Annotated in this window: 22 protein-coding genes; 19 read left to right on the forward strand and 3 right to left on the reverse strand. The window is 45.6% G+C overall.

The features are described from left to right. Positions 1 to 206: 206 nt before the first annotated feature. The 3 genes from FMS18_RS17360 (at position 207) to FMS18_RS17370 (ending at position 1,977) form a co-directional block, all read left to right on the forward strand. Complete coding sequence (locus tag FMS18_RS17360; RefSeq protein WP_163295934.1) at positions 207 to 992, forward strand: hypothetical protein; 786 nt, start codon at positions 207 to 209, stop codon at positions 990 to 992. Then, entirely contained in the window at positions 989 to 1,480 is a 492-nt protein-coding gene (locus FMS18_RS17365; protein WP_163295935.1) for a hypothetical protein, read from the forward strand. The genes FMS18_RS17360 and FMS18_RS17365 overlap by 4 nt, the downstream gene beginning before the upstream one ends. 134 nt (positions 1,481 to 1,614) lie before the next feature. Beyond that, positions 1,615 to 1,977 carry a hypothetical protein gene (locus FMS18_RS17370; protein ID WP_163295936.1) on the forward strand — a complete coding sequence of 121 codons (363 nt, stop codon included), beginning with the start codon at positions 1,615 to 1,617 and terminating at the stop codon, positions 1,975 to 1,977. A 55-nt stretch (positions 1,978 to 2,032) separates the two neighbouring features. On the opposite strand, the gene FMS18_RS17375 is transcribed toward FMS18_RS17370, so the two are convergent. Continuing rightward, complete coding sequence (locus FMS18_RS17375) at positions 2,033 to 3,196, reverse strand: HD domain-containing protein (RefSeq protein ID WP_163295937.1); 1,164 nt, start codon at positions 3,194 to 3,196, stop codon at positions 2,033 to 2,035. A gap of 90 nt (positions 3,197 to 3,286) precedes the next feature. Between FMS18_RS17375 and FMS18_RS17380 the strand changes: the two genes are divergently transcribed. From FMS18_RS17380 to FMS18_RS17415, 8 genes are all read left to right on the forward strand, one after another. Continuing rightward, positions 3,287 to 3,967: a TVP38/TMEM64 family protein gene (locus FMS18_RS17380; protein WP_163295938.1), complete on the forward strand. Its 681-nt coding sequence runs from the start codon at positions 3,287 to 3,289 to the stop codon at positions 3,965 to 3,967. A gap of 38 nt (positions 3,968 to 4,005) precedes the next feature. Next, on the forward strand, positions 4,006 to 5,181 hold the full coding sequence (locus tag FMS18_RS17385; RefSeq protein WP_163295939.1) for a Crp/Fnr family transcriptional regulator: 1,176 nt from the start codon (positions 4,006 to 4,008) through the stop codon (positions 5,179 to 5,181). A gap of 1 nt (position 5,182) precedes the next feature. Next, complete coding sequence (locus FMS18_RS17390; RefSeq protein ID WP_163295940.1) at positions 5,183 to 6,322, forward strand: Crp/Fnr family transcriptional regulator; 1,140 nt, start codon at positions 5,183 to 5,185, stop codon at positions 6,320 to 6,322. Between the two features lie 156 nt (positions 6,323 to 6,478). Beyond that, a complete protein-coding gene (locus tag FMS18_RS17395) occupies positions 6,479 to 7,402 on the forward strand; it encodes a biotin--[acetyl-CoA-carboxylase] ligase (RefSeq protein WP_163295941.1) in 924 nt (307 codons plus the stop codon). Between the two features lie 301 nt (positions 7,403 to 7,703). After that, on the forward strand, positions 7,704 to 11,282 hold the full coding sequence (locus tag FMS18_RS17400; protein WP_163295942.1) for a PEP/pyruvate-binding domain-containing protein: 3,579 nt from the start codon (positions 7,704 to 7,706) through the stop codon (positions 11,280 to 11,282). Between the two features lie 142 nt (positions 11,283 to 11,424). Continuing rightward, positions 11,425 to 11,865 carry an exosortase system-associated protein, TIGR04073 family gene (locus FMS18_RS17405; RefSeq protein WP_163295943.1) on the forward strand — a complete coding sequence of 147 codons (441 nt, stop codon included), beginning with the start codon at positions 11,425 to 11,427 and terminating at the stop codon, positions 11,863 to 11,865. A gap of 88 nt (positions 11,866 to 11,953) precedes the next feature. After that, the gene (locus tag FMS18_RS17410) at positions 11,954 to 12,778 is read left to right on the forward strand and encodes a thioredoxin domain-containing protein (RefSeq protein WP_163295944.1); all 825 of its coding nucleotides are present in this window, start codon (positions 11,954 to 11,956) and stop codon (positions 12,776 to 12,778) included. 97 nt (positions 12,779 to 12,875) lie between these two features. After that, on the forward strand, positions 12,876 to 13,523 hold the full coding sequence (locus tag FMS18_RS17415; RefSeq protein WP_239061087.1) for a class I SAM-dependent methyltransferase: 648 nt from the start codon (positions 12,876 to 12,878) through the stop codon (positions 13,521 to 13,523). A gap of 86 nt (positions 13,524 to 13,609) precedes the next feature. Here the strand turns inward: FMS18_RS17415 and galE are convergent, their stop codons facing one another. Next, positions 13,610 to 14,596, reverse strand: coding sequence for a UDP-glucose 4-epimerase GalE (gene galE / locus FMS18_RS17420; protein WP_163295946.1), 987 nt, complete (start codon positions 14,594 to 14,596; stop codon positions 13,610 to 13,612). 239 nt (positions 14,597 to 14,835) lie between these two features. Here galE and FMS18_RS17425 point away from each other — a divergent pair, with 239 nt between their 5' ends. Beyond that, positions 14,836 to 16,371, forward strand: a complete 1,536-nt coding sequence (locus tag FMS18_RS17425) for a DUF4139 domain-containing protein (RefSeq protein WP_239061088.1) — start codon at positions 14,836 to 14,838, stop codon at positions 16,369 to 16,371. 61 nt (positions 16,372 to 16,432) lie between these two features. On the opposite strand, the gene FMS18_RS17430 is transcribed toward FMS18_RS17425, so the two are convergent. Then, entirely contained in the window at positions 16,433 to 16,648 is a 216-nt protein-coding gene (locus FMS18_RS17430) for a hypothetical protein (RefSeq protein WP_163295948.1), read from the reverse strand. 246 nt (positions 16,649 to 16,894) lie between these two features. On the opposite strand from FMS18_RS17430, the gene FMS18_RS17435 reads away from it, so the two are divergent. The 7 genes from FMS18_RS17435 to glyQ all read left to right on the forward strand — a co-directional run bounded on the left by FMS18_RS17435 (position 16,895) and on the right by glyQ (position 25,871). Beyond that, entirely contained in the window at positions 16,895 to 17,374 is a 480-nt protein-coding gene (locus tag FMS18_RS17435; RefSeq protein WP_163295949.1) for a chemotaxis protein CheW, read from the forward strand. Positions 17,375 to 17,562: 188 nt separating this feature from the next. Then, complete coding sequence (gene mfd / locus FMS18_RS17440; protein WP_163295950.1) at positions 17,563 to 21,012, forward strand: transcription-repair coupling factor; 3,450 nt, start codon at positions 17,563 to 17,565, stop codon at positions 21,010 to 21,012. 33 nt (positions 21,013 to 21,045) lie between these two features. Beyond that, on the forward strand, positions 21,046 to 22,008 hold the full coding sequence (locus FMS18_RS17445; protein WP_163295951.1) for a peptidylprolyl isomerase: 963 nt from the start codon (positions 21,046 to 21,048) through the stop codon (positions 22,006 to 22,008). Positions 22,009 to 22,138: 130 nt separating this feature from the next. Beyond that, positions 22,139 to 23,077, forward strand: coding sequence for a SurA N-terminal domain-containing protein (locus FMS18_RS17450; protein ID WP_163295952.1), 939 nt, complete (start codon positions 22,139 to 22,141; stop codon positions 23,075 to 23,077). 104 nt (positions 23,078 to 23,181) lie between these two features. After that, complete coding sequence (locus tag FMS18_RS17455) at positions 23,182 to 24,069, forward strand: RodZ domain-containing protein (protein WP_163295953.1); 888 nt, start codon at positions 23,182 to 23,184, stop codon at positions 24,067 to 24,069. Positions 24,070 to 24,100: 31 nt separating this feature from the next. Further along, positions 24,101 to 24,841, forward strand: a complete 741-nt coding sequence (recO, locus tag FMS18_RS17460; protein WP_163295954.1) for a DNA repair protein RecO — start codon at positions 24,101 to 24,103, stop codon at positions 24,839 to 24,841. A 157-nt stretch (positions 24,842 to 24,998) separates the two neighbouring features. After that, a complete protein-coding gene (gene glyQ / locus FMS18_RS17465) occupies positions 24,999 to 25,871 on the forward strand; it encodes a glycine--tRNA ligase subunit alpha (protein ID WP_136675816.1) in 873 nt (290 codons plus the stop codon). The last annotated feature ends 15 nt before the right edge of the window (positions 25,872 to 25,886 follow it).

Below are 25,886 nucleotides of genomic sequence, written 5' to 3' on the forward strand. Positions count from 1 at the left end.
GTTAAAATTATCGGTTAATCATCTTTGAGATGATACTCGTACCCATGGCGTATAATTCAATTATATGGCACTCTCAAGGTTAATTAGTAATTTCATTTGCGGTTTGAATACTTGTTTTGTCCCTGAAGCGTGTAAAATAAAAGGATAGGGCGGAAATAAAAAATTTCCGTATAAAGTTTTTTAACTGCTATTTTGAAGGAAATATTATGGCTGACTTTAAAGACTTAACCGACGCTTTGACGGATGAAGTCCTCAGCGATATGGCGGATTCCTTTTTCGGTGCCCGTGTTGATGTGGATGACGCTCTTGAGCTTTTTCATGAAGTTTCAGAGAAGCTGCATGTAAAGCTTTATCAGGTTTTCCGGGCTTGTGTGCTGCTGGAAAAACTCTGCCTTGGACCGGATGGATTTGATGATTTTTGGGTTTCTGCCGGTATGAGCCGGAGCCGTTTTTACTACCCTGCCGGGGTTGAGTGTGCTCAGATTTTTGATAAACCGCCCTTTGCCTTCACTGGACGGGGGGAATATATCAAATGGTTTGGCATCGCTTACGATATGCTTGCCGCAAGTATTGAAGAGTATATGCACGGATCAATCAAGGATGATGGTAATGGTCGTAAAATCCGTACCGTTAATCGTGAGGATTTTTTTAGAATGGCCGATGAGATTAATGTTAAAATTGAGAAAGTAAATAAAAACGTTACAGCATCAGATGTGTTGAAGTTTACCAAATCTCTTGATCCGGCAGCCGTGCAAAAAGAGAGTATTGCAGGGTGCGTCGGTCCGCAATGTAAAGTTATTGATGATGAAATGGCCTTCACACTGGTCACGCTGAAGGACATTGATTTTCCGCAGTTCCCGGATCTGCCTGACCGTAATGAAGTCTCATCATATATTTCCGGTTATTGTTCACAGGTCTGGGCCCGCGATAAAGTCAGAGTCAGGGCTTTGATCGAAGATTTGAAAAAGAATGTGAATAAGGAGTTATCATGAAAAAACTGGTTGGTTCCATATTGGTTTTGATGCTCGTGTTGTGTCTGGGAACAGTTGCACTTGCTGAAGAAAAGAAAGCCGTACCCGATTCAAAAAGCAAGCCTGTAGCAGCTGAAAAAGTAGCACAGGGCACTGAAAAACAAGGTATTCCGGTAGTTGTTATCCATAAAGGTGATGATGTGCTTGGCGGCACTCTGGCCTTAAAGTTAAAGGAACACTTCAGGAAATCAGTTCTTTTTAAATTGGCCGGGAAGGATGTCAAAGCAGTGCGCATCAATGTTGAGTCGCGCAGTGAATTCACTGAAAGGCCTGAAATTGGCTCTGTTTATTCCGTGGTCTGGACTTTTGCGGAAAGTGAAGAGGTGGTTCCTTTTTATCTTAAGCAGGAGCTTGGTCTTGTCAGTTCGCACAATGTAGAAAATGATGCCGCTGCACTGATGAATAAAACTGACAAAGTGGCCGGTGAATACAAATATCTTTTTGAGTAGTAGATTGGCGTTTAAATTGTGATGGCTATTGCTCAATTTTTTTAGTTTTGTTTTGCACAATCACTTATAAACATGTAATGTTTCTCCTTGTTGGATGTTGTTAATTTTTTTAAAGGTATCCGAAGGAGTGTTAGATGAAGAAAGTCTTGTCGTTTACATTGCTATTCGTTTTGTTTTGTGCTGCCACAGCCCTGGCTGAAGATTTTATTCCGATTGAAGTCGAGAATAAGTGTTCATGCTACCTGTCTATCCCTTCTGTGGTGAAAGGAACTACGCATAAAACCAATGGTCTGGTTGCTCCCGGTGAGTCTAAAACTCTGTACTATACTCCAGAATATCTGAAATGGACTAGCAATAAAGTTGTAATTTATATGCAGACTGCTAAACTGCAACGGCTCAAGGATGAGTCTCGCCCTGTTGGTTTGAACCCTAAAAAAATAGTGCTGAAAGCCTCTGGCTTTGAATTGGCTTGTACGGCTAAAGTTAGTGTCCAGTAGTTAAATATATATCTTTTCTTGTAATGGGGTAACTGTTTTAGATAAAAATCTAGACCTAAGCCCATTTTCTGTTGCTGCTAAAGGCTTTAATCCTCATGGCCCGCATGTTGCGCAGTTTTTCTCCTGATTTTTTTCCTAGATTTCGCTCGTGGATTGGCAGGGATACTTTCAGTATCTCTGCCAGATCTGCGGGGGCGTGCTTTAGTACTTCTTCTTTCCTGTCCGCATGGCAGAGGTTGATCATATTTTCAAGCAACCCGGATACATGCAGTTTCATAAGCAGGTCCACTTTAGTTCCGGGCCTGAGTTCCTTATAATTGCCTGCTTTCATGTGTAGCAGGGCGGCAGTTTCCCCGGCGCGGATGAACTTAACCGGGAGCATGAGTCTGCTGCCCAGTTTCTTTGCCGGTTCGGCTCCGGCCTTATCGTGCCCGTAGTGTGAGGGTAGAATCTCTGAAGGTGTAAGTACCTTGCCCAGATCGTGACACATGGCCATCCAGCAGGTCAGTTGGTCGCCTGCTACTTTATCCATAATTTCAGCTGTATGTCCGGCAATTGATTTATCGTGGTACTCCGGCGGCCCTGCCGGTATCTCATCTGCTCCGTAAAATTCGCTGAACCATGGTTCAAGGCATTTTCCCTTTATCAGTAGCCGCAGAAAATTTCCCGGCTTGGGGCCGTTCAATCCTTTGCGCAGTTCTACGCCGATGCGGTCCGGGGCGATTTGTTTAAGCCAGCTGTTTGCAGAGCAACGTTTCATCTGCGCAATTAATTCCGGGTGGGCGGAGAATTCAGGAAATCGGGCCATGAAGGCTGCTGCCCGGAATACGCGCAAGGGGTCTTCTTTAAAGGTATCAGCGAAGCAGGGACGCAGAATTCGGTTGTAGAGATCTTCCAATCCACTGGGATGGGCGTAAAGTTCCCCTTCTTCATCCAATGCAAGGCTGTTTATCGTGAAGTCGCGGGCTTGAAGGTCAAGATCAATGGTTTCATCTGTGTTGTTTCCCCTGACTCTCGGCAAGGAGAATTCAAGTCCTTTCAAATAGAAAATTTCATACGATTTACCTACAGGCCGGGCTTTCGGGAAGGCTGTAAGGAACTCTTCCGCAGAACCGGACGCAATGAGATAATCCAAGTCCTTGGGTGTTCTGCCGAGTAACAGGTCTCTAATTGATCCTCCTGCAATAAGGATCTTTAATTTATTTAAATTTTCAGGCATTTATAATGTTTTTGTCTTTTAAAGGCTGATAACGAATGATCTCTGTGTTGGGTTCTTGATTAATTCAGGTTTGATGTTATCGTATGATTAATGAAAAATAAAATACTGATACTCATATTTATTGCGTTAGCCGCGGCTTTGTTTTTTGCTTTTGATCTGGACAGGTTCCTTACTCTCGAATACCTGAAAAATTCGCGTCAGGAATTTCAGGTCTTTTACGATCAAAACCCACTGTTTACAATCTCTTCTTTTTTTCTGGCTTATGTTTTGATTGTCGGTTTGAACCTTCCCGGAGCTGCCGTGCTGGGGCTTGCAGGCGGAGCTATGTTCGGATTTACAGTGGGAGTGGTGACCATTTCATTTGCCAGCTCCATCGGTGCTACACTGGCTTGTTTTTTTTCACGCTACCTGTTCAGGGATTACGTGCAGCGCAAGTTCGGCGATAGGCTGGAAAAGGTCAACCGGGGCATTGAGGAAGAGGGGGCTTTTTACCTTTTTACCATGCGGCTAATTCCGGTGATTCCTTTTGTGATTATCAATCTGGTTTTGGGATTGACACCAATGCGATTGAGAACTTTTTACTGGGTGTCACAAGTGGGGATGCTGCCCGGAACCATGGTATATGTTAATGCCGGAAAGGAACTGGGGGGTATTGATTCCTTGTCAGGTATTGTTCAGCCGGGTGTGTTGATTTCATTTGCCCTGCTCGGTCTGTTTCCTCTTGTGGTCAAGAAAGCGGTGGGGCTTGTTAAGCGTCGCCGTAGTGTGTAATATTCAGAAAAATTCATTTTAATTAAGTACGGTTAAAGATGATTGTCAGGACAGCACCAAGTATTAGGACCTACCATAAAGGTAAGGTTATTTTTCACGAAGGGCAGGAAAGTAAGATTGCTTACATGATCAAGTCCGGCAGTGTTGATATTTTTAAGGTTATCGACAAAAAAAAGACGGTCATGGCTACCCTGCGCCGGGGCGATATCTTTGGTGAAATGTCACTTCTGGCAAACCAGAAACGTACAGCAAGTGCCGAGGCTTCCAGCTTTTGCGAGCTGGTGGTGTTGACTGAAGAAATGATGAAGAAACTGCTCCAGTCTTCACCGGAAACCGTGCGCAAGATGTTGGAATTACTGGCAAAGAGGGTTGCAGCTACAGACTTGAAGGCTTCCGGGTCGGAGCAGAACGATTCTTTTCTCGCTCTTGCAACCATTCTTGATCTTGCCTATCGGGAATTTGCTTATACTCCTCGCGATAAGCAGCGCGAAATCGAAAATTTTAAGATGGGCCTTTCGGTTAAATCCTATACCGAAACAGTAAAGACTCTGGCTGTTTTTTCAAATCTTGAAATAGAATCTTTCCTTGAAACAGTTTTCAAGCTGCGTTTGATTGATATGAAAAGTGTGAAAAAGGGAGATAAAAGCGCGTTTGTAGAGAGATACATCAGTATCAAGAATTTTGAGCAGTTCATGCCTAGTTTGCGTAATCTTTATAAGCAGATGAGAGAGCTGGGTGCTAATGTTGATCAACGCATGAGTTTCATGAGTTTCAGCGACCTTGCCCAAAGGACCGGAAGTACCCCGGATCAGATATATAAAAAGGTCATCAAAGAAGAGATGCCTGAAAATCTACTCTTTTTTAACCGGGAAAAGGTCATGGAATGGCAGAAGGGTAAGGACCCCGATTTTTTCAAAAAATTTCGCAGGCCGCGTAAGGCTCTGGAAGATCTCGAATCGGTTGAAGATATTATTTTCATTGATAATCCAACACTCGGAAAAGCCCTTGAAGGATTTAATTATTATAAAATTTCGGTCCTTTATTCGGCTATGGACCAGCAGGGTAGGGATAAGCTTAAGCGGAATATCGGCAAGAAGGTTGCCCAGATTCTGTTGCGTGAGCCTCCTGCTGATCGTGATGCCCATGATTCTGAAGTTCTTGAGTGTTGTGACGAACTCCTTGATATTGTACGTAAATTAAAGGGAGTTAAGTGATATGGCAGCAGTCAGGCCGCAGTCAAAAACATTCCTCAAAGGTGAGGTGATTTTCCGGGAAGGGGACAAGGGGCATGTTGCTTACCTGATCCAGTCCGGTTCCGTTAATATTGTAAAAAATATTAAGGGCAAAAGACAGATTCTCGCAACTTTGGGTCCGGGTGAGCTTTTTGGCGAAATGGCTATTATTTCAAAATGCGAAAGGGTTGCCGGGGCTGAAGCCGGTTCAGAATGTGTTTTATTGGAACTGACCGCACGGTTGATCCTGCTGCTGCTTAAGAAAAGTCATCCTACTGTATTTCATCTGACCAGAGTTCTGGCATCCCGCCTTGCCCGGGCCGATCGCGCGATTTCAGAAAGCCGTAGCGATAATTCATGGCTGACTTTCTGCCGCTTGCTGCACATGAAACATCGTATTTTTCAGACCGCTCCTAAAAGCGAAGATGCGCCCATTGGCATAACTCTTGAAGAATTATCCAAGGAATTTTCAGATATTACCAATGCTCCGCAGCACGAAATTGACCGTCATCTCAAGTCCGCAATAGGTTTTAACATGGTCTCGGTGAATAAAATTGCATCGCAGACCTACCTGAGCATCAACAACCCTGATGATTTTCTTATTATTGCGGAGAATCTTTCTGAAGATATCAACAAGTTCAGCGGCAAGGTCTTTATTTCTGATTTTGTTGATATTTATGATTTTTCAACCATTGTCGATTCCAACCCTGAAATGATTTATAAAAAAATAGGGGTTGGTGATTTTCCGGAAGATATCTGCATGCTGCACAAGGATGCCACTTCTAAATGGGTTGAAAAAAAGGGAGCGCAGTATTTTAAAGAGGTCAAGCGCAAGCGTAAATCCATTGATGAGCTTGAAGGTGTTGAAGATATAGTTTTTGTTGACCTCGGAACTTTGAAGCAGGTTTTTCGCAAGATCGGTTATTATAAACTGGGGATTCTGCTGGCTATTGCCGGAGAGGATGCGAAAAAACGAATTCTTGCAGCTATTTCAACTAAAATTGCCGCCGCTATTACCCGTGATTCCCGTTCCTCAGACGCTATTGACCAGAGCGAATCAGATGATGTGGAAGAGGAACTGATCGATATGATCAGGGAGATTAAGTCCTCCAAAACAGAATAGTCAAACGTCTTATAAAGCACCATCTGTTGCGTAAAGTGAAGAATGAAAAGAAGTTGCACATCGCGCTGGCTTTGGTTAATAATATAATTAAGCTAAAGTATTAATAAAAACAGGGTTAACCTTGTCAACCAGCCTAAGAACATGGGATAGTGCAGCATGATTACACGAATTACCATTATCAACGGTAAGGAAACCAGTCCTCTTCCTAAGACAACCCCGGAAAATATTTTTCAGGCTCATCCCTTATGGGCGCGGGATATTGAAAGTTTCGGCCCGTGGAACAGCGAAGATGCCGAGTACAGAACCTATTCAACATGGATCTCCGGCTCGCGGACCGGGGTGCCTGTTGCTGTTTGCGGTTCTTGTGTCTCAAGTCTCGATGTTGCATGGCGGCTGAATGCCCTTGAAGATCTTTCGGAATGGGGAAGTGTACTGGCTGTTGAACAGAACACCGGACGCGGGCAGGTGCGCCGCGAGTGGATTTCACCTCCCGGAAACTTATACGGTACTATTAAGTGGCCTGCGTTGCCGGAAGTTAAGCCCGGTGAGGCACGTCCTGTCTGGAACCGGATTCTTCCTCTTATAGTAGGCTACCTGACCTGCAACGCATTGCGCGATATTGGTGTGGAAGTTCAACTCAAGTGGCCTAATGATATCCTTATTGATGGAAAGAAGGCCGGAGGAATTCTCATTGAAGAACGCGGTAATGCGACCATGGTCGGAATCGGCTTGAATCTCTCTTATGCTCCGTCTCGCGATCTTCTCCGTCCTGATCACGCTGTTCCTGCCGGAAAGCTCAATACTGATACAATGCAGCTTGGGCCTTTGGAAACCTGGGTTGAATTGATTAAGCACTTCAGGGGGAATTTTGAGCAGATCATCTCTATGAAGAATACTGATGATTTTCTTTACGAACTTGCGGACCGTCTGGTCTGGTTCGGTGAGGAAGTAAGGATTGTGGATGGCCCTGAAGGAATTGAACGTGGTGTTATTTGCGGTTTGCGTTCTGATGGCGGTCTTGTGGTTGATCACAATGGTGAGCAGCATGAGATTTATTCCGGTTCTGTAATGCCGTTATAACTGTGTTAGGTACTGTTTTTTCTTGACATACAGGCCTTGCTGGGGAATTGCTTTTTTGTTGCCGGGTGAATTGAAGGGAAGCTTTTCACCCGATTACGGCAACCCCGGAATGCAGCGGAGTTCTTCCGCGTGCGCCTGAATCAGTATCATTACTGTTGGCACCCCTGTCTTTTTCTTAAGCAGGGTGCTATGTCTGTTTATATTCTGTTAATTTCTTTTCGATTACTGATTATCTTATTTACCCGGATTTTATAGCAAAATCCAAAGGCATATCGTTTTAATGATGTGTAAGGAGGAAGTGATGGCTGGTAAGACGGAAGAAGCCGTTTCCGCTAAAGGTGCGGGAACCGCAGCTCCCAAGAAGTCCCAGGCTAAAAAACAGCTTGAAAAAAAGCTGATTCTAACCGGTGCCGATATTGTTAAGATCGGCGAAGATGCCGAACTGCTGGTCGGCGGAAAGAACTATAATACTGCCTTGATCAGTCAGGTCGAAGGCATCAGATCTCCCCAGTTTAGAGCCGTATCGTCTATTGCATTCCATAAACTTCTTGATGAGACAAAAGTCAACGCCAGTGTTGTCAGGGCTGTTGTAGACAGCGAATACAATGCTGTGGACTGGAGCAGTGAAGAAGTTAACAGCGATAGTGAATTTTTGCAGAAGTTTGTCCGCTCCATCGCGCTGGTGATCAGGAAAGAGGCAGGCAAACATTCTGAAACCCAGATTCAACTGCGTACCTTTATCAACAATGTTGTTGAAGGTTTTGCCACCTCTCCTGAAGGGATTGACCAGCTGCGTAAGAGATCCGTACTTGTTCAGAGTGCGATCCTTTCGGTTATACTGCCTAAAGAAGTCGAAAATGCAGTCAAGGAAGCTTATCTTTCAATCTGCAAGGATGCTGGGCTTGAAAACGAGCCTGTGGCTGTCCGTTCCTCCGCTGCCGGTGAAGACAGCCGTAAAAAGGCCTTTGCCGGGCTTCAGGATACTTACCTTAATATTGTCGGCGATGATAATTGCGCCGAAGCATACCATTGGGACTGCGCATCAGCTTACAACCTGCGCAGTATGACCTATCGCCGTGAAGCTATTCTTGATGCTGTTACTCTGGCTGAGAATACCGGTGATGCCTCTATTGCCGAGAATGCAAAGATTGAATGGGCCATCGAGAATACCTCACTTTCCGTTTGTATCATGCGCATGATTAACCCGGTTATTTCCGGTACCGCGTTCAGTGCTGATACTGCCACCGGTTGCCGTGGAACAGACCGTAAAGATCTTGTTTCCATTGATGCCAGTTACGGCCTCGGTGAGGCTGTTGTGGGCGGCATGGTCACCCCGGATAAATTTTACGTATTCCAGCGTGATGACGGTTCTGAAGTTGTTGTCCGTAATATGGGTAGCAAGGACAAGAAGATAGTCTACAGCGAGAAGGGAGGAACCAAGGTCGAGAAGGTTCAGCCCGGAGCTGTGTACCGCTGGGCACTTTCCCTTGCACAGGCTGAGGAAGTAGCCAAAGGCGTGCGTTCCATCTGCGAGGCATACGGCGGTATGATTATGGATACCGAGTTCTGCCTTGATGCGGCTGACCGTCTCTGGTTTGTTCAGGCCCGTCCTGAAACCCGCTGGAATGAGGAATTTGAACAACATCCCGATTCCATCTTCATGCGCAGACTTGAGGTTGACCCCAAGGAGCTTGAAGAGGCCGAAGTCGTTCTCGAGGGTAACGGTGCTTCACGCGGAGCAGGGCAGGGCACAGTTAAGTTCCTTCGTTCCGCTCTTGAGCTGAATAAAATCCACAAAGGCGATATTCTAGCGGCAGAGCGCACCGACCCGGATATGGTTCCGGGGATGCGTATTGCTTCCGGTATTCTCGCGGATGTGGGCGGCGATACCAGCCATGCTGCAATCACCTCCCGAGAACTTGGAATTCCGGCAATCATCGGTATCCAGAGACTTGAAATTATTCGTTCCCTTGAGGGGCAGGAAATTACTGTCGACGGTTCACGTGGTAAAGTTTATCGCGGCATGTTGCCTCTCATAGAGGTCGGTGGAACTATTAACATTGCGGAGCTTCCGCCTACCAAGACCAAAGTCGGCCTCATCCTCGCTGATGTGGGACAGTCACTGTTCCTTTCCCGGTTGAGGGAAGTTCCTGATTTTGAAGTTGGTCTGCTACGTGCTGAATTTATGCTCGGTAACGTTGGCGTCCATCCGCTGGCTCTTGAAGCTTACGATAACGGGACCCTTGATAAACTGGTTCAGGATAAGCTTGATGAGCTTGATTCAAGACTGACCACAGTCATGAAAACCCAGCTTGATTCCGGACTTATTTCCCTGAACATTAATCTCAGGGAATATGTGGGTGCTTTGACCGGGCTGACCGAAGAAATGGACTCCATGGCCAATGCCAACACAGCGCGCGGAACCGAAGAGGTTCTGGCTATGCATCGCAAGCTGCGTGAACTGGATAAGAAGCTTGACCATTATCTTGAGCATGCCACAGAAAGTCTCTATGCACTCAAGACTTCAGTTAATATTGAGGAACATCTGCGCGGCGTTCTCGGTATTCATGCCGGCGAACATGCAGATTCCAAGTTTATTTATAAACGTACTGAATCCCTTGATGAACTGCCCGAGATGCTTGTGAAAGCCAAAGAGAACCCTGTGGTTCTTGAGTATATTGAAGGGATTAAAGCGTTACGCGAAGAAGTGGCTCTCAAAATGGGACTTAAGTCTGAAATGGACGAGGTCACCACCCTTCGCCAGCGTATAGCAGATATTATCAAAGCACGTGGTCTCAGGACCGGTAAGGAAAACTATATTCAAACTTTGTCTCAGGGGTTGGCTCTGTTCGCCATGGCCTTTTACGGCAAGGATATTGTTTACAGGACCACGGACTTCAAGACCAACGAATATCATAACCTGCTTGGCGGTCTGCTCTTTGAGCACCATGAAGATAACCCCATGCTTGGTTATCGCGGTGTTTCCAGAAATATTCATGATTGGGAACTGGAAGCCTTCAAGCTGGCACGCGGTGTGTTCGGTGGTAAAAACCTGCACATCATGCTGCCTTTCGTGCGCACCATTGAAGAAGCGCGCAGCATGAAACGTTACCTTTCGCAGGTGCACAATCTTGATTCCGGCAAGGACGGCCTGAAGCTGATTCTTATGGCTGAGATTCCCAGTAACGCAGTGCTCAGTAAGGAATTCATCAAGGAAGTCGATGGTTTTTCCATCGGTTCCAACGATATGACCCAGCTGGTGCTCGGTACTGACAGGGATAACTCCAGTCTTCAGCATATCTATGATGAAGAAGATCCTGCTGTTGTATGGGCTATTCTCTCTGCGATTTTCACCGGACAGAAGTTCGGTAAGAAGATCGGTTTCTGCGGTCAGGGTGTTTCAAACAGCGTTATCCTACGCGGTGTTGTCTGCATTGCCGGGATTGTTTCCGCGTCTGTTGTTCCTGATACTTATCTCCAGACCAAGCTTGATATGGCTGCTGTTGAAGCGGAAAATATCAAGGTCAGTGAATTGGGACAGTGGATCAGGGCACGTCATTTTGAACGTCTTGCCGAGCTCATGGAAGAAAACGGCTACAGCCACATTATCAAAAAGTACAAGACTCCTGAAGATCTTGAAGATTGGTATGAAGGTGAAATCAGAAGACTTAACGAGCAGCTCCGTGACAACATGGACTCGCCCAGAGAGGATTTCATCAGACAGGAAATGGATACCTTCCGCGGTACTTTCCACAAGCCGGTTATCTATTCCGCTTGGGATTGGAATCAGACTGTTGAAGATGCCATGCATCATGCCGGATTTGCCACTTTTGAAGAACAGGACGCAGCCCTCGAAGAGCAGCGTAAGAAGCAGTGGTAAGATTCCAGTAAATAAAATATTGAAAGGCCGTCCCGATGGGGCGGCCTTTTTCTGTTCTAAACCCTTTATTAGTCCTGTAAACACTCGCATAGTCTTGACAGAGAACTGGAGCGGGGGCATATATTTATGAACAGGAGAGAAAATGATTGAATCCAAAAGATTTATAAAAATATTGCTTATCGCAGTAGCCTTGTCATCAATGCTGCTTGGCGGTTGCTCCCTCAACTCAGCAAACTATGTGGGGAATGAAGAGAATTATTCTGACCGTGCTCCCCGTAAGCTGGGCCGGGGAATGACGAATATTTTGACCGCTCCGCTTGAAATTCCCAACCAGGCTGTTGATCTCGCTGCTGAAAATGATGAACCTGCGCAGCAGGCTGCCGGATATGTGGGCGGTTTTTTTGTGGGCGTAGCTTATGCCGGCGGACGTGTTGTTTCCGGTATGTATGATATTGTAACTTCTCCTTTTGGTGGACCTTCGGTTCCCACGATGGACCCGGATCTGATCAAATCGGATTTTTGTGCCAAGGTTGAAAAAAGGGACGAATCTTTTAAAGATGTGACCGGGATTGGAGCAGAATAATTTAAGCTCTATTTGGATTTCTAATTTAAAACCTCCACGGCAAGACCGCATGGAGGTTTTTTGTTGAACTGTAGCTGAAGAGGGTATTATGCTAAAGAGAATTGTATTTGTATTATGTCTACTCGCGATGGTTTCCGGTTGTGTGAACAAGCAGATGCTCAAGGAACAGATTACCGAAGCAATACGCGAGAACCCCCAGATTGTGCTTGATGCCATGCGTGAAAACAGCGTGGATATGCTGACCATTGTGGAACAGGGTATTGATCAACGAGAAAAGCTTAAGCGCGAAGCTGCTCTTGCAGCGGAAATTGAAAATCCCTTTAAGCCTCGGATCTGGTCTGAAAGACCTATGCTGGGCAATCCCTCTGCGCCGGTAACTATTGTTGAATATTCTGATTTTCTTTGCCCTTATTGCAGTAAGGGAGCAAAAGTTGTGAGCAAACTGGTGGCTGATCATCCTGAAAAATACAAACTAATTTTCAAACACCTGCCCATGCATAAACAGTCCCGTGAGCTGGCTCTTGTCTTTGAGGCCATCGCACAATTTGATAAAGAAAAAGCTTATAAATTTCATGATCTTGCTTTTGAGCGACAGAAAGAACTCTACGAAGACAAGCAAGGTGTTGTCTTAGGAAAAATTCTGGCGGAAATCGAAGTCAATGCAGATCAGCTTCAGAAGACTCTAAATTCTGCTCAGTTGCAGGAATTTCTGCTGGCTGACGAGAAAGAAGCAGGGGAGTTCAGAATTGATGCCACTCCGACTTTTTTGGTCAACGGCGTGTCCGTTCGCGGCTATCTTCCTGCGGACAGATTTGAGCAGATGGTGGATATGATCATGGAAAAGTCAGCAAAGGCGGCTCCGGTGGAAACTCCTGAAGGTGAAGTCTGCGAAGATTGCCTGAACCAGATGTAAGCGGTGTTGTATGAGAGATATTGCCAAAATTTCTGATCCCCCGGAGGATTTGCATATTTGTTTCGGCGGTGGGAATTTTCGCGCTGTTGGAAATAAGATGATTGGTTTTTGCCGGGATAAGCTTGATTTGCAGCCTGATGAAAAGGTGCTTGATATCGGTTGTGGAATTGGTCGATTGGCTTTTCCATTACTTGAATATCTTTCAGATGAAGGAGGATATGAAGGTTTTGATACCTTTCCTGTGGGCATTAAATGGTGCACAGAGAATATAACACCCGAATTTCCTAATTTCCGTTTTCAACTGGTTGATATTTTTAACTCAACATACAACCCGTATGCGCAGACAAAAGCCGCGGATTTTGTTTTTCCCTACGAAGACGACAGTTTTGATCTGATCATGCTTAATTCCGTATTCACACATATGATGCCGGAAGACATCATGAACTACATCAGGGAAATGGACCGGGTACTGACTGACAAAGGGCGTATTTTTGCGACTTTTTTTCTGGTTAATGATGAGTCCAATGCTTTGATGGATCAGGGAAAAAGTACGCATGACTTTTTCAAGTATGGTGTTTTCTACACCGCCGACCCTAAAGACCCCATGGACGCTGTTGGCTATGATGAAAAGTTTGCTTTGAATATGTTTGAGCAACGGGGTTTTAAGGTTAAGGAAATACTTTTCGGAGATTGGTGTGGGCGCAAGGCGATTAATCATCAGGATATATTGCTGGTTACCCGTTAGATCTTAATGATTTTGAGAAAAATAAAGCTGGAGTTTACGTCTTTAACGTAAGCTCCAGCTTTTTTGATTTAAACCAATTGAGTTTGTTAGAAAGCAGGGTTCTTGTGCCAGCGGTATGCTGTTTCTATGATCTCACGCAGGTCAGCGTATTGCGGGGTCCATTTTAGTTGTTCTGCTGCTTTTGAACTGTCCGCCACCAGTCTGGGGGAATCTCCGGCTCTTGCTGGTTCGTAGTCGAATTCAATTTTCCGCCCGATAACTTCGCTGGAAGATTTGATCACATCAAGAATGCTGAATCCTTTGCCGTTTCCAAGATTGAAAGAGTGTGCGCCTTTGCTGTTGTTCATATACTCTATAGCTTTGAGATGGGCATCACAGAGGTCCAGTATGTGGATATAGTCGCGGACGCAGGTTCCGTCCGGGGTCGGGTAGTCGCTGCCGAAAATTTTCAGTCTGCGGCCCTCGTCAATGCTGCTTAGTAGGATGTTGGGGATGAGGTGTGTTTCCGGTGAATGCGCTTCGCCGATAGTGCTGTCCGGGTGAGCTCCGGCGGCATTGAAATATCTGAAGCAAACCGAATCCAGCCCATAGGCAACTGCGTAATCCTGTAAAATCTCTTCTACCTGAAGTTTTGTTCTACCATAGGGATTCAGCGGCTTGAGAGGGTGGTCCTCAGTGATCATTTCCATCACCGGTTCACCGTAAACCGCAGCTGTGGAAGAAAATACAAATTTATCTACGCCGTGTTTGCGCATGGCTTGCAGCAGATTGAGGGTTCCGGTTACGTTGTTATCGTAATACTCAAAGGGTTTTTCTACGGATTCGCTGACTACGATCAGTCCTGAAAAGTGAAAAACTGCATCATATGATCCTTCTGCAAACAGTTTTTCAAGGTCTGCGGGATTACGCAGGTCTCCTTGGACGAATTTACCCCATTTAAGTGCCTGTGCGTGCCCGGTGGAGAGATTGTCAAATACAGTGACATCATGCCCGGCCTCGGCAATCATTCTGGTCATGTGTGAGCCGATATATCCTGCACCGCCGCAGACGAGCAGGGAAAGTTTATTGCTCATTTTTGTGCTCCGGTTGTAGTGAGTAAATTTGTTATCAAAGAGGAGGATTATTTATCAAAAAAAATGATTTGTCGAGGGGAGCCGTTGATTCATGTTGTTATGGCGGACGGTATAATCTATTTAGCTTGTAACTGATTGAGTGTTGTTGGATCTTATAGATATCTGTTATGATGTAATATCAAGAACTATTTTTTTGACCGCTAACCGAGGATAATAATTTGCGGAAAACAATCATATGCATGACTCTGCTTCTGTTTGTCGCGCTATGCGGCATGGCGTCTGCGGCATCTGAAAGGGTAGTTTTCTATCCTTCCGGGGCTGATTTCAGCAGCAAGGTTAAAACTGACATCAAACAGGATGTCAATGGCGATTACGTTGCGTTCACCCTTACAGGGCAGGCTGTTCCGGATACGTTTACTATCGCATCCTTAACCAAAGGGGTGGCCATTAATGATGTTTCGTGGAGCCGGAGTGATTTGTCACGTTCTCCCGCTGCAATTGAACTGGGTAAAAAAATTGATCAGCTGAAGTTCAAGCGCAACGCTGTTATTTCGCAGAAACAGGCAGTAGACGGCGGAATCGCATTTTGGAAGGAAAGGGGCAAGGAACAGCAGATTAAACCATCTGATCTGGGAAATATCGCAGGGCAGGTGGTCAGCAATCTTTCCAAGCTTTATACGGAATCAGCGAAACTCAAGGTTAAGATTGATGAATTGCAGGAACTCATTAACGACTTGATACGACAGTTGAAGGAAATGTCAGGCGGCGGCAAGCTGATTTGGAATGTAAAAGTTTCTGTAGTTTCCAAAGGTGCCAAGAGTGCTGATTTCAAAGTAGGTTACATGCTGCGCAATTGCGGGTGGACTCCAAAGTACAAGCTCGATGCATTTCCCGGTTCCGGAAAGGTTGAATTTACCTTTGAAGCTGAAATATATCAGGGTAGCGGCATGGACTTTAAAAAATGTGATGTAGCCCTTGCAACGGTAAAAAAACGTTCCAGAATATCCCCTCCACAACTTGGAATCTGGATAATTGAACCACGCCCTGAGCCGGAACCGGTAGTGGCTCGCTATGCCATGGATGAAATGAATATGGCAATGGAGTCAGCTCCCATGGCTAAAAGCGCAGGGAGCGGTATGTCTTTTAAACGGGCCCCTAAGCGGGTTAGCAAGGCAACTTATTCATTGTGGGAGATGGGTAGAAAATCCATTCCTGCGGGTAGTACCAGAAAATATGCGGTGGAGAGTGAGACTTGGAAGTCTGAATTCTCATTTATAGCCCGTCCTTCCCTTACGCCGGATGTTTTTGTTTCCTCTAAGACTATTCTTGCAGAAGCCAAGGATTATCCAGCTGGAATAGCCCTTATGTTCATGGAAGGAACCATGATCGGGAAGAAACGTTTTTCTTTTTCCGGCAAGGAGAAGAAGCTGTTTTTCGGCTCTGATCCGATGCTTAAGGCTGAACGTAAAACTGTAGAGAAAAAATCGGGCGAGCAGAGCATGTTCGGTTCCAAGCAGACTTACAACTGGAAATATAAACTTGAGCTTGAGAATAGCAGAAAATCCCCAATTAAGGTGCTGGTACAGGAACCATCCCCTATTTCCGGTGATAAGCGAATCAAACTTGAGGTTACAACTAAGCCCAAAGCTGAGATTAAAGATGATAATTTTGAGTGGCTGGTTGAAGTTCCGGCTGCTGGAAAATACTCGGTAAATTATGCCGTGGAAATGAAAGCTCCGGATGATATGGAAATTGATCTTGGGATCGGAAAGTAAGGAAAATAAGTAGATTAAGTATGAAATACAAAAAGGCCCGCCATTTGGCGGGCCTTAGTTTTTAAGGATCCAGAGTTTTCATTGATGATCTGAGCTGTAATTCCTGAAGGATCAGTCTTTCATACTCCGGGCTGTATTGAATATCTTCTTGATTATCCTGTTCGAGCATCTTGGCCAGAAACTGTGTTTCTTCCCAGAAGTCTAGCAGTTCTTCGTTTGCTAATGATTTAATTTGGTCTTCCAATGTAATATTTTCTGTCGGGGAAAACTGAGCCATGCGAGTTCATACCCTCCTGAGCTTCGCTTTTTGCTATCCAGTATCTCTGATAGTCATTAATATGCCACTAGTCAATTTCTGTGCTAAGAAAAAGGTGTAATTGTTTTATAATTTCAGGATTAGCTTGCAAATATTTCAGATGAATAATAATATAAAATTAAATTAGACTTTTGAAATTTTTAGAAATTAAAAAATTGATCAAATTACTTGGTCATCCACTGTAAAAAAGTAACAGGGGGGACAAATATGGAAGAAGGTAAGAAGATTGCGCTTGACGCGGAATTGATTCAGCTGGTTACCTTCAGTATCGGTGAAGAGGAATTTGGTGTTGATATTCTCAAGGTTCAAGAAATCATCCGAACCATGGAAATTACCAAAGTTCCCAGAGCACCGCAATTCGTCGAAGGTGTAATCAACCTTCGGGGAAAGGTTATTCCCATCATAGATCTCAGAAGCAAATTCGGCCTGCAATTTCGTGAACACGATCAGCATACCAGAATTATTGTAATCGAAATTAACGATATGATAGTAGGTTTTGTTGTGGACTCCGTTTCCGAAGTCCTGCGAATTCCTGCATCTACTGTTGAACCGCCGCCGCCTGTTGTCTCCGGTCTTGAATCTGAATACATCAGCGGAGTTGGTAAACTTGAAGATAGACTGCTTATCCTGCTCGATCTGAACAGACTTCTGTCCAACGAAGAACAGGAACAGCTGGCACAAGTCTAGCCGCTGTTGAAAAGGTTTGATTTCGAGATATCTTCGGGTGTTTTGAACTTCAATCTTATAAGTGCTTTTGTCCGGTTTACTAAATAATTGTTTTAAAACTGGACAGCGGCATCATTTCTCTGCAAAAAAAAGTCGTCCTCTGCTTGAGCGGGGGACGACTTTAATTTTGATAAATTTCTGGAGTTAGTTTGTCCTTACCAGCCCAGCTCTCCGCTTTTGCTTCCGGAAGCGGAGATAACTTACGTATTTTTAAAAGCGGCCATGGAACACAGGCTTTCACTGCTCACAACCTCCATTCACGGGGGGAGTCGGTCGTGCTTGTCGCTCCGGGGGCGCGCGAATATTCAGAACTCAAAGCTCTGCTGACTCTTTTCAGCCGCAATGAACTTGACCGCAAGGGAAAGATTGTTCCTTCATGGGAAAGGGATTGGGTTTTTCTACCGCCTTATCTGAGCAAGAATCCCGCTGCCTCGGATTGGGCTGAACGCTGGGCTGCTTTGCACGCACTTACCCGTGGCGGTAAACAGTCAGTGCTGATGACTGCTGACAATTTACTACCCAAATGGCCGTCCCCGGATGTTCTGGAGAGCAACTATATCGTTCTTGCTAAAGGCGAGGAGATGGACCCTGAATTGCTCATGGAGCAGGCGGTGACATGGGGATATACAAGAACAAAGCTTGTTTCCGGATACGGTGAAATGTCCATGCGCGGTGATATCCTTGATATTTACGCACCCGGATATGACCTGCCCATACGCTTAGAATTTTTCGGGGATATTCTTGAAGAAATCCGTGTTTTTGATCCTTCTTCCCAGAGGTCAAAGGCTGATCTGGATGAAGTTACCCTGTTGCCCGTTGCTCCGGCAATGCTTACCGGGAATTACGTAGATGAGGCTGAAGCACTTTGGGCACAGCTGAAAAAAACAGGTGAAATTTCCTCGGAAGGGTATACCCGTCTGCTTGAAAAGGCCGGAAATGCTGACGGCATGATCTGGCCTGGACTTTTTTATCCTGAAGCTGTTGATCTAAAAGCTTTCTTTCCGCAAAAATCAGTTTATGTGCTTTCGTCCGCATCCAACCTGCGTTCAAAATTGCAGGATCAGGAATACGGCTGGAAAACATTTTTACATGATAAATCAGCCCATAACGGCTGCAAATGGCCTATGCATGTTATTTGTTGGAATGAGGAAAAAGCTCGTTCCACATGGCGTGAAGAACGGCAGATGGTTTTTGAAGACCTGGTTATCGGCAGAGAAAAGGATGGAATAGATCTTTCTGAACGGGGGCTTTCCGCATTTACTGATCTTTTTTGGAAGCCGGAACAGATTAAACGCCCTTGGGCAGCACTTGTTGCTGCTTTGAAAGAATGGAAAAGTGAACGTTTCCAGACTGTACTGAGCTTTCGGACCGAGCGTTCCCGTAAAAAATTTCTTTCCCTTATTGAGCCGGAGCAACTAACCATTGCTACGGAGTATTCACCTTTGAACAAGGGAATCTATGCTCTTGTTTCGCCTCTTAGGCAAGGCATGGAGCTGGAGTGGAACCAGACGGTTATTCTCGGTGAAGATGTAATTCAGCCGCAGGCCGCAAAGGGCACCCGCAGCCGTGATAAAGCCTTTGAAGGCATGACCAGCTACGAGGACCTGCTCCTTGAGGATCTGCTGGTTCACCGTGACTATGGTCTTTCTCGTTTTGGTGGTCTGCATCATATGAATATAGGGGACGTGGCTAACGATTATCTGCTTCTCTTTTTTGATTCCGAAGATAAACTCTATGTCCCGGTGGACCGTTTAAATCTGGTTCAGAAGTACAAGGGCCCTGAAGGCTCTTGCCCTATTCTGGATAAGCTGGGCGGGGCACGCTGGGCCAAGACTCGCGAAAAAGCCCGCAAAGCAATTGAAAAGATAGCCGGGGAACTGGTGGAAATGTATGCTTACCGTAAAATTGCCAAAGGTTACGCATACGGTCCGCTTGATGAAATGTATTGGGAATTTGAATCTACTTTCGGATTTGAAGAAACCCCGGATCAGGAAAAAGCCATTAAGGATGTTTTCCGCGATATGGAAAGCCCTGAGCCCATGGACCGCCTTGTTTGCGGTGATGTAGGTTTCGGTAAAACAGAGGTTGCTCTGCGTGCAGCCTTCAGGGCTGTGCTTGACGGCAAACAGGTGGTCCTGCTTTGTCCCACAACTGTTCTTGCAGAGCAGCATTATCAGACCTTTGTGCAGCGTATGGAAGGTTTTCCGGTAACAGTGGGCATGCTTAGTCGTTTTGTTACAAAATCTCGTCAGAAGCGGGTTTTGGAGGAAATGTCATCGGGGGGGCTTGATATTCTCATCGGAACCCACCGGGTTCTCTCCAAGGATGTAGAAGCTCCTAATCTCGGCCTGCTTATCCTTGATGAAGAGCAGCGTTTCGGTGTGCGCCATAAGGAACGGCTTAAGGAAATGCGTAAGAATATCGACGCCTTGACCTTGACGGCAACTCCCATCCCTCGAACCTTGCAGCTTTCTCTTTCCGGGGTGCGCAGCCTGAGCACCATTGAAACTCCTCCCGTGGATCGCAAGCCTGTTGAAACAGCACTTATTGAGCGTGATGAAGCCATGCTGGCTTCCATAGTGGCCCGCGAACTTGAACGCGGGGGGCAGATTTTCTGGGTCCATAACCGGGTTCAGGGTCTTGAGCGGGTGGTTGAGTATGTTAAGAAACTCGCCCCTGAAGCTTCGGTGGGTATGGCTCACGGTCAGATGACTGAAAAAAATCTTGAAGAAACGATTCATAAATTCTGGCACAAGGAACTGGATATTCTGGTTGCCACAGCCATTATTGAATCCGGGCTTGATTTCCCTAATGCCAACACCCTGATTGTGGATCAGGCCCAGATGTTCGGCCTTGGGCAGCTTTACCAGCTTCGCGGCAGGGTGGGGCGCAGCACCCGTCAGGCATATGCATATTTTGCTGTATCATCACTGGACTCTCTTTCTGAAAAAGCTAAACGCAGGATGCAGATTATTTTGCAGCTTGATTACCTTGGAGCAGGTTTTAAGGTAGCCATGGAAGATTTGCGTTTGCGCGGAGCAGGCAACATACTCGGTGAAGTCCAGTCCGGTCAGATGGCTAAGGTTGGACTTGATCTGTTTCTTGAAATGCTGGACGAAGAAGTTCGCAGGATTAAAGGCGATGATTCTACGACAGTTAGTGACCCTGAGATGAATTTTGTATTTAAAGCCCATTTGCCGGAAGATTTTGTTCCTGATGCAAGAGAGCGGCTGAGGTACTACCGCGCTCTTTCTTCAGCAGACAGCGAGGCTGGAATTGAAGAGCTCGCCGCCGAGATCAAAGACCGCTTTGGACATTTTCCGGATGAGGTTGAGAATTTCATAGCTGTACTTTACCTTAAGCGGACTCTGGCCCGTCTCGGTGTTGTACGGGCTGATTTGTTTCCCACTCGGGTTATCCTAACCTGGTTGGAAAACAATAACCCGGTAGATCCGGCAAAACTTATCGCCTGGATCGGTGAGCAGGGTGAGAAGGCTAAGCTCAAGCCACCTGCTGCCCTTGAGGTACGACTTGACCAGAATGTTTCTATTTCACAAGGCCTTGATTCTGTTTGCAAAAAACTTGAACCGCTACTTTAACTTTACCGTAATACGGTTTATTAGGAAGCTGATATGAAAAGAATACTGATCGGTATCCTGCTGGCTTGTTTTCTCATCGGGGGATGCCAGAATAAAAGCGAAGAACCGGGAATTATCGCACGGGTAAACGGAAAACCAATTTACCTGAGCCAGCTCGATTATAAATATGATCTTACCCATGAAGGTAGCAGCGGCTTTGTTCCTTCTGTGGCGCAGGTCCGGGGTGAATACGGTCAGATTCTCGGAGACCTCATTGTTCAAGAATTGGTATCGCAAGAACTGGAGCAGCGTGAAATTCCTGTTTCCGACAAGGAAATGAAGGAAGCTGAAGATGAAGTCCGCTCTGATTATCCTGATGATTCTTTTGAACAGATTCTAATTGAAGAATACATTGATATTAATTCATGGCGTTCCCAGCTTAAATACCAGCTGGCTATGGATAAATTTTACCGCGATATTCTGCGTCCTGAAATCAAGATTGATTACAAGGAAGCGGAGAAATATTACCGGACCCATCTTTCTGATTTTTATATGCCTGCCGGATACCGTTTTATTATGGTTAAGGGTATGGGCAAAGATCTGGTACTTAAAGGAGTTGAACTTTACCGCGAAGGGCTGAGTCCTGCGGCAATATCCGCTAAATTACGCAAGGTTTCAGTACGTGAAATCTGGATTAGAAGCGGGCAGATTCCTGCGGCATGGAAAACTTTTGTGGAGGATCTTGAGCCGGGTAAGGCTTCCCCTGTAATTACTCAGAAAAAAGAAGTTTTCTGCCTGATTCTCAAGGAAAAAAAAGAAGCGACACTGCTTACTCCGTTGCAGGCTTACCCCATGGTTGAAAAAGTTTTGCTGGAAAAGAAACTTGAGGAAAAATTTGAAGCATGGCTCAAAAACAAAATGGCGACTTCGAATATCAAAATCAGCAAGAATCTGATGCCGGAATTAGAAAACACTGTGCCGGAGGTTGAGTCTCCAGAGACAGCAAAAGCTGAATAGTTGCATAGTTTAATGAAAGAGTTTAGTTAGTCATAGGAATTAGCTAAGTAGCGGCCGTTTTGCGGCTGTTTTGATAAATCTGACGATCAAACCGGACTTGAGTCCGGTTTCTATATTCAGGAGAATTGAATTGAAGCGCATTATTGCCGGTTTTCTGGCCAGCATGGTCATTTGCTCCGCATCATTTGCCACTGCTGAGGAAAAAGTTGTTGATGGAATCGTTGCAGTTGTAAACGGTGAAGTTGTGACAATGTACGAACTGAACAGAAAGATGGCTCCCATCATGAAACAGTTCAAAGGCAAAACTCTTTCCGCAGTTGAAGTGGAACAGCTGAAAAAAATACGTCAGCAGATTCTTGATCGTTTCATTAACGAAATCATTATTGATCAGGAAAGTAAAAGACTTAAGGTTGATGTTTCCACTCAGGATGTTGAAACTGAGATTAAAGCTATTAAAGAAAAAAGTAATTTGAGCGATGAAGAATTCGAACGTCAGCTCGAACTTCAAAAAACCAACCTCACTAAATTTAAAGAAAAAATCGGAAAAGATATTCGTAAACACCGCCTTCTTTCTTACAAAATCAAAAGTAAGGTTGTTGTAACTGACAATGAAATCAAGGCGGCGTGGAACAGCACCCGAACCGATCAGGGTGATGTTGCCAAAAGTGTACATCTGAAATTGATTCTTTTTCCTGAAAATGTTTCTGCTGAGCAGGTTCGCGAGCAGATTATGGTCGGGGAAACCACTTTTGAAGAAGCTGCCGATAAATATACCACTGGCCCCGGAGCGGGAAGTGGCGGAGATCTTGGTGTGCTGGAATGGGACGATCTTGCGCAAACCTGGCATGATGCCCTTGAAGGGTTGAAACCGGGCGGTGTAAGTAAGCCCTTTGAAGTTCAGAGCTTTAACGCTTTGCTCAAGCTTGATTCCTATGTCAACACTGAAGAAGCATCTTTTGAAGACAGCAAGCAGGAAATTTATCAACGGCTTTACCGTCAGAAACAAGACGAATTATTTGCCGGTTTTATCAAAAAGCTCAGGGAGAAGGCTGTTATTGAGCTTAAATAAACGGGGAGAACTGTAGCGGATCTCGGCTGCCTTGCGGGCAGCTTTTAACGACGGTTTCAAATTGATTTTGAAACATTACTGCCAGACTGTATCGAGAGGGTCGTATGGATTTAAAAGAGCTTGGTTCCCGATTGAAAGATGAACGAGAACGGCAGGGGTTGACCATTGAGCAGATCATGGAGATCACCAAAGTCAGCCGCGTGAATATTAACGCCATTGAAAGTGGCAACCGGAAAGAATTCCCTCACGAAGTATATGCCAAAGGATTTGTAAAGACTTACGCCAAAGCCCTTGGTTTGGATGCTGAACAAATAGGTGAAGAATTTTCACAAATTATGGGGGCCGGAACTGCTGAAGCAGAAGGTATGGCTGAAGAATCCAGCCTGCCTGATTATGGACCGGGACCTAAGAAGAACCCTGCCGGAACGATTTTTCTGGTTTTGATTTTGGCCGCAATTGTTGGTGGACTTGTGTATTACCTACATGACAATTCATTTTTTGGTGCTCAAAATGACCTTCAAACAGAAGTTATCGTAGAAGAGACTGTTCAGGAAAAGCCCGTTGTGGCGGATCAGGAAGCAACAGCTCCGGTTGTTGAAGAAAAGCAGGCTGAAGTTTCTGAACCCGCTCCTGCTGAATCCGCAGAGCCCGCAGTGAAGGATGCATCGGTTGAGCCTGAAGTTGAAGATGTGGTCGAAGCTGTAACGCTGCCGGTTGTAAAAGAAACGGTTGCTGTAGCTGAACCGGTCGGTAACATCGTGGCTATTACCGCCAAACCGGGGGAAGCCTGCTGGCTCGAAGCTGTGGTTGACGGTGATAGCAAAGAATATGTACTTCAGGAAGGTGACACTCTTTCTCTTCCTTATGAGGACAGTTTGAAAATCAAACTTGGCAATGGCGGCGGCGTTGAAATTCTTTCCAACGGCAAGCCTTTTGAATTTGAGGCACCTAAAGGTAAGGTTAAAAAACTGGATTTCCCCGCAGCCCGTTAAAAGGTGGCACTCCAGTTGGTCATGATACCAGATGGAACTGACTGAAAAAGTAGTAATACTCAAAACCGGTAAGTTTAAGGAAAACGATCTGTGGGTGCGCTATATTTCCTCCACACGGGGAGTGCAGAACGCATTCGCCTTCGGAGGCAGCAGAAGCCGCAGACGTTTTGGCGGATGCCTTGAACCATTTTCTCAAGTACTCTTTAAAACCGGCACCAATAAAACCGGTACGTATCAGGTTTTACAGGAAGGGAGCCTTGTTAAAGGGTATCCCGGAATCCGTTCAAACCTGCGTAAAATGGGGCTTGCCGCCAATTGTTTTAAGTTTATCGAGTCTGCGGTTTTAGAGCGCGATGGAAACCGTGCTGTTTTTGAACTGTTGACCGAAACGCTGGATGTTATCGAAGAAGCGGAGCCGGATGACTTCTTTCCGCTTTTCTTCCGGGCCAAGGTTGCATTTGAACAGGGATACAATCCTGACTTTACAATTTGCGCTCAATGCGGCAAACCTTTGTTCAGTTCTCGTCCTGTGGTCTTTAATATTGAAAAGGGCCAGCTGAGTTGTCTGGACTGTTCTGACGGCAGGCAGGACGAAACCATAAGTGCGGGAACAGCGAGAACTCTGGCCTGGATTCAGGATACCGGACCGTCCAGCTGGGTGACCCTGCAACTTCCTGCGGAAATCCGGCAGGAATGCTTTTCAGTTATGGACCGTTTCATGGCTTACCATATGGGACTTATCTGGGAAGGTAACGGATACCGGAAGATATAAAATTTTCTCTGCCCGGTAAGGGCAGTCTGTTCAGGATGGATCTATGTCCTTCCTGTGTTTATTTGTTTGTAAACCGGACATTTCTTTCCTCTGTACGCGGTACAGGGCACGGAAATGAATCAATACAAATGTTTGTTTGCTAGATGAGAGGAATTTGATGAATTTTCAAGATGTTATACTTAAACTTCAGGACTTCTGGTCTGATTACGGATGTTGCATTGTCCAGCCTCTTGATATTGAGGTCGGTGCGGGCACATTCAACCCTTCAACTTTTTTCCGCGTAATCGGACCTGAGCCGTGGAATACCGCATATGTTGAGCCTTCCCGCCGTCCCACTGACGGCCGTTACGGTGAAAACCCCAACAGGCTTCAGCACTATTTCCAGTTTCAGGTAATCCTGAAACCTTCTCCTGACGATGTTCAGGACCTGTACCTCAAGAGTCTTGAAATTCTTGGTATCGACGCTAAAGAGCATGACATCCGTTTTGTTGAGGATGACTGGGAATCCCCCACACTCGGCGCATGGGGTCTTGGCTGGGAAGTATGGCTTAACGGCATGGAAGTTACCCAGTTTACTTACTTCCAGCAGGTGGGTGGTATTGATCTCAAACCTGTTTCCGTTGAACTCACATACGGCCTTGAGCGTATCTGCATGTACTTGCAGGGCGTTGAGTCTGTTTACGACCTTAAATGGAATGACAAGGTTACCTACGGACAGATTTTCCACCAGAACGAAGTTGAGCAGTCCAAATATAACTTTGAACTCAGCGACGCCAATATGCTGCTGGACCTCTTCGATAAATATGAAGCTGAAAGCAAGAAGCTCTGTGAAGAAGGGCTGCCCCGTCCGGCATATGAATACTGCCTGAAGTGCTCCCATACCTTCAATATGCTTGATGCCCGCGGAGCTATTTCTATTACTGAAAGGGCAACCTATATCGGCAGAGTGCGTAATCTCGCTTCCGCAGCCGCAAAGCTTTATGCGGAAGAACGCGAGAACCTGAATTACCCCATGCTTGAAAACGATTAAAAAAACGGAAGCTAA

Source organism: Desulfovibrio sp. JC022, from assembly GCF_010470665.1.
In the GTDB taxonomy this organism is placed as follows: Bacteria; Desulfobacterota; Desulfovibrionia; order Desulfovibrionales; family Desulfovibrionaceae; genus Maridesulfovibrio.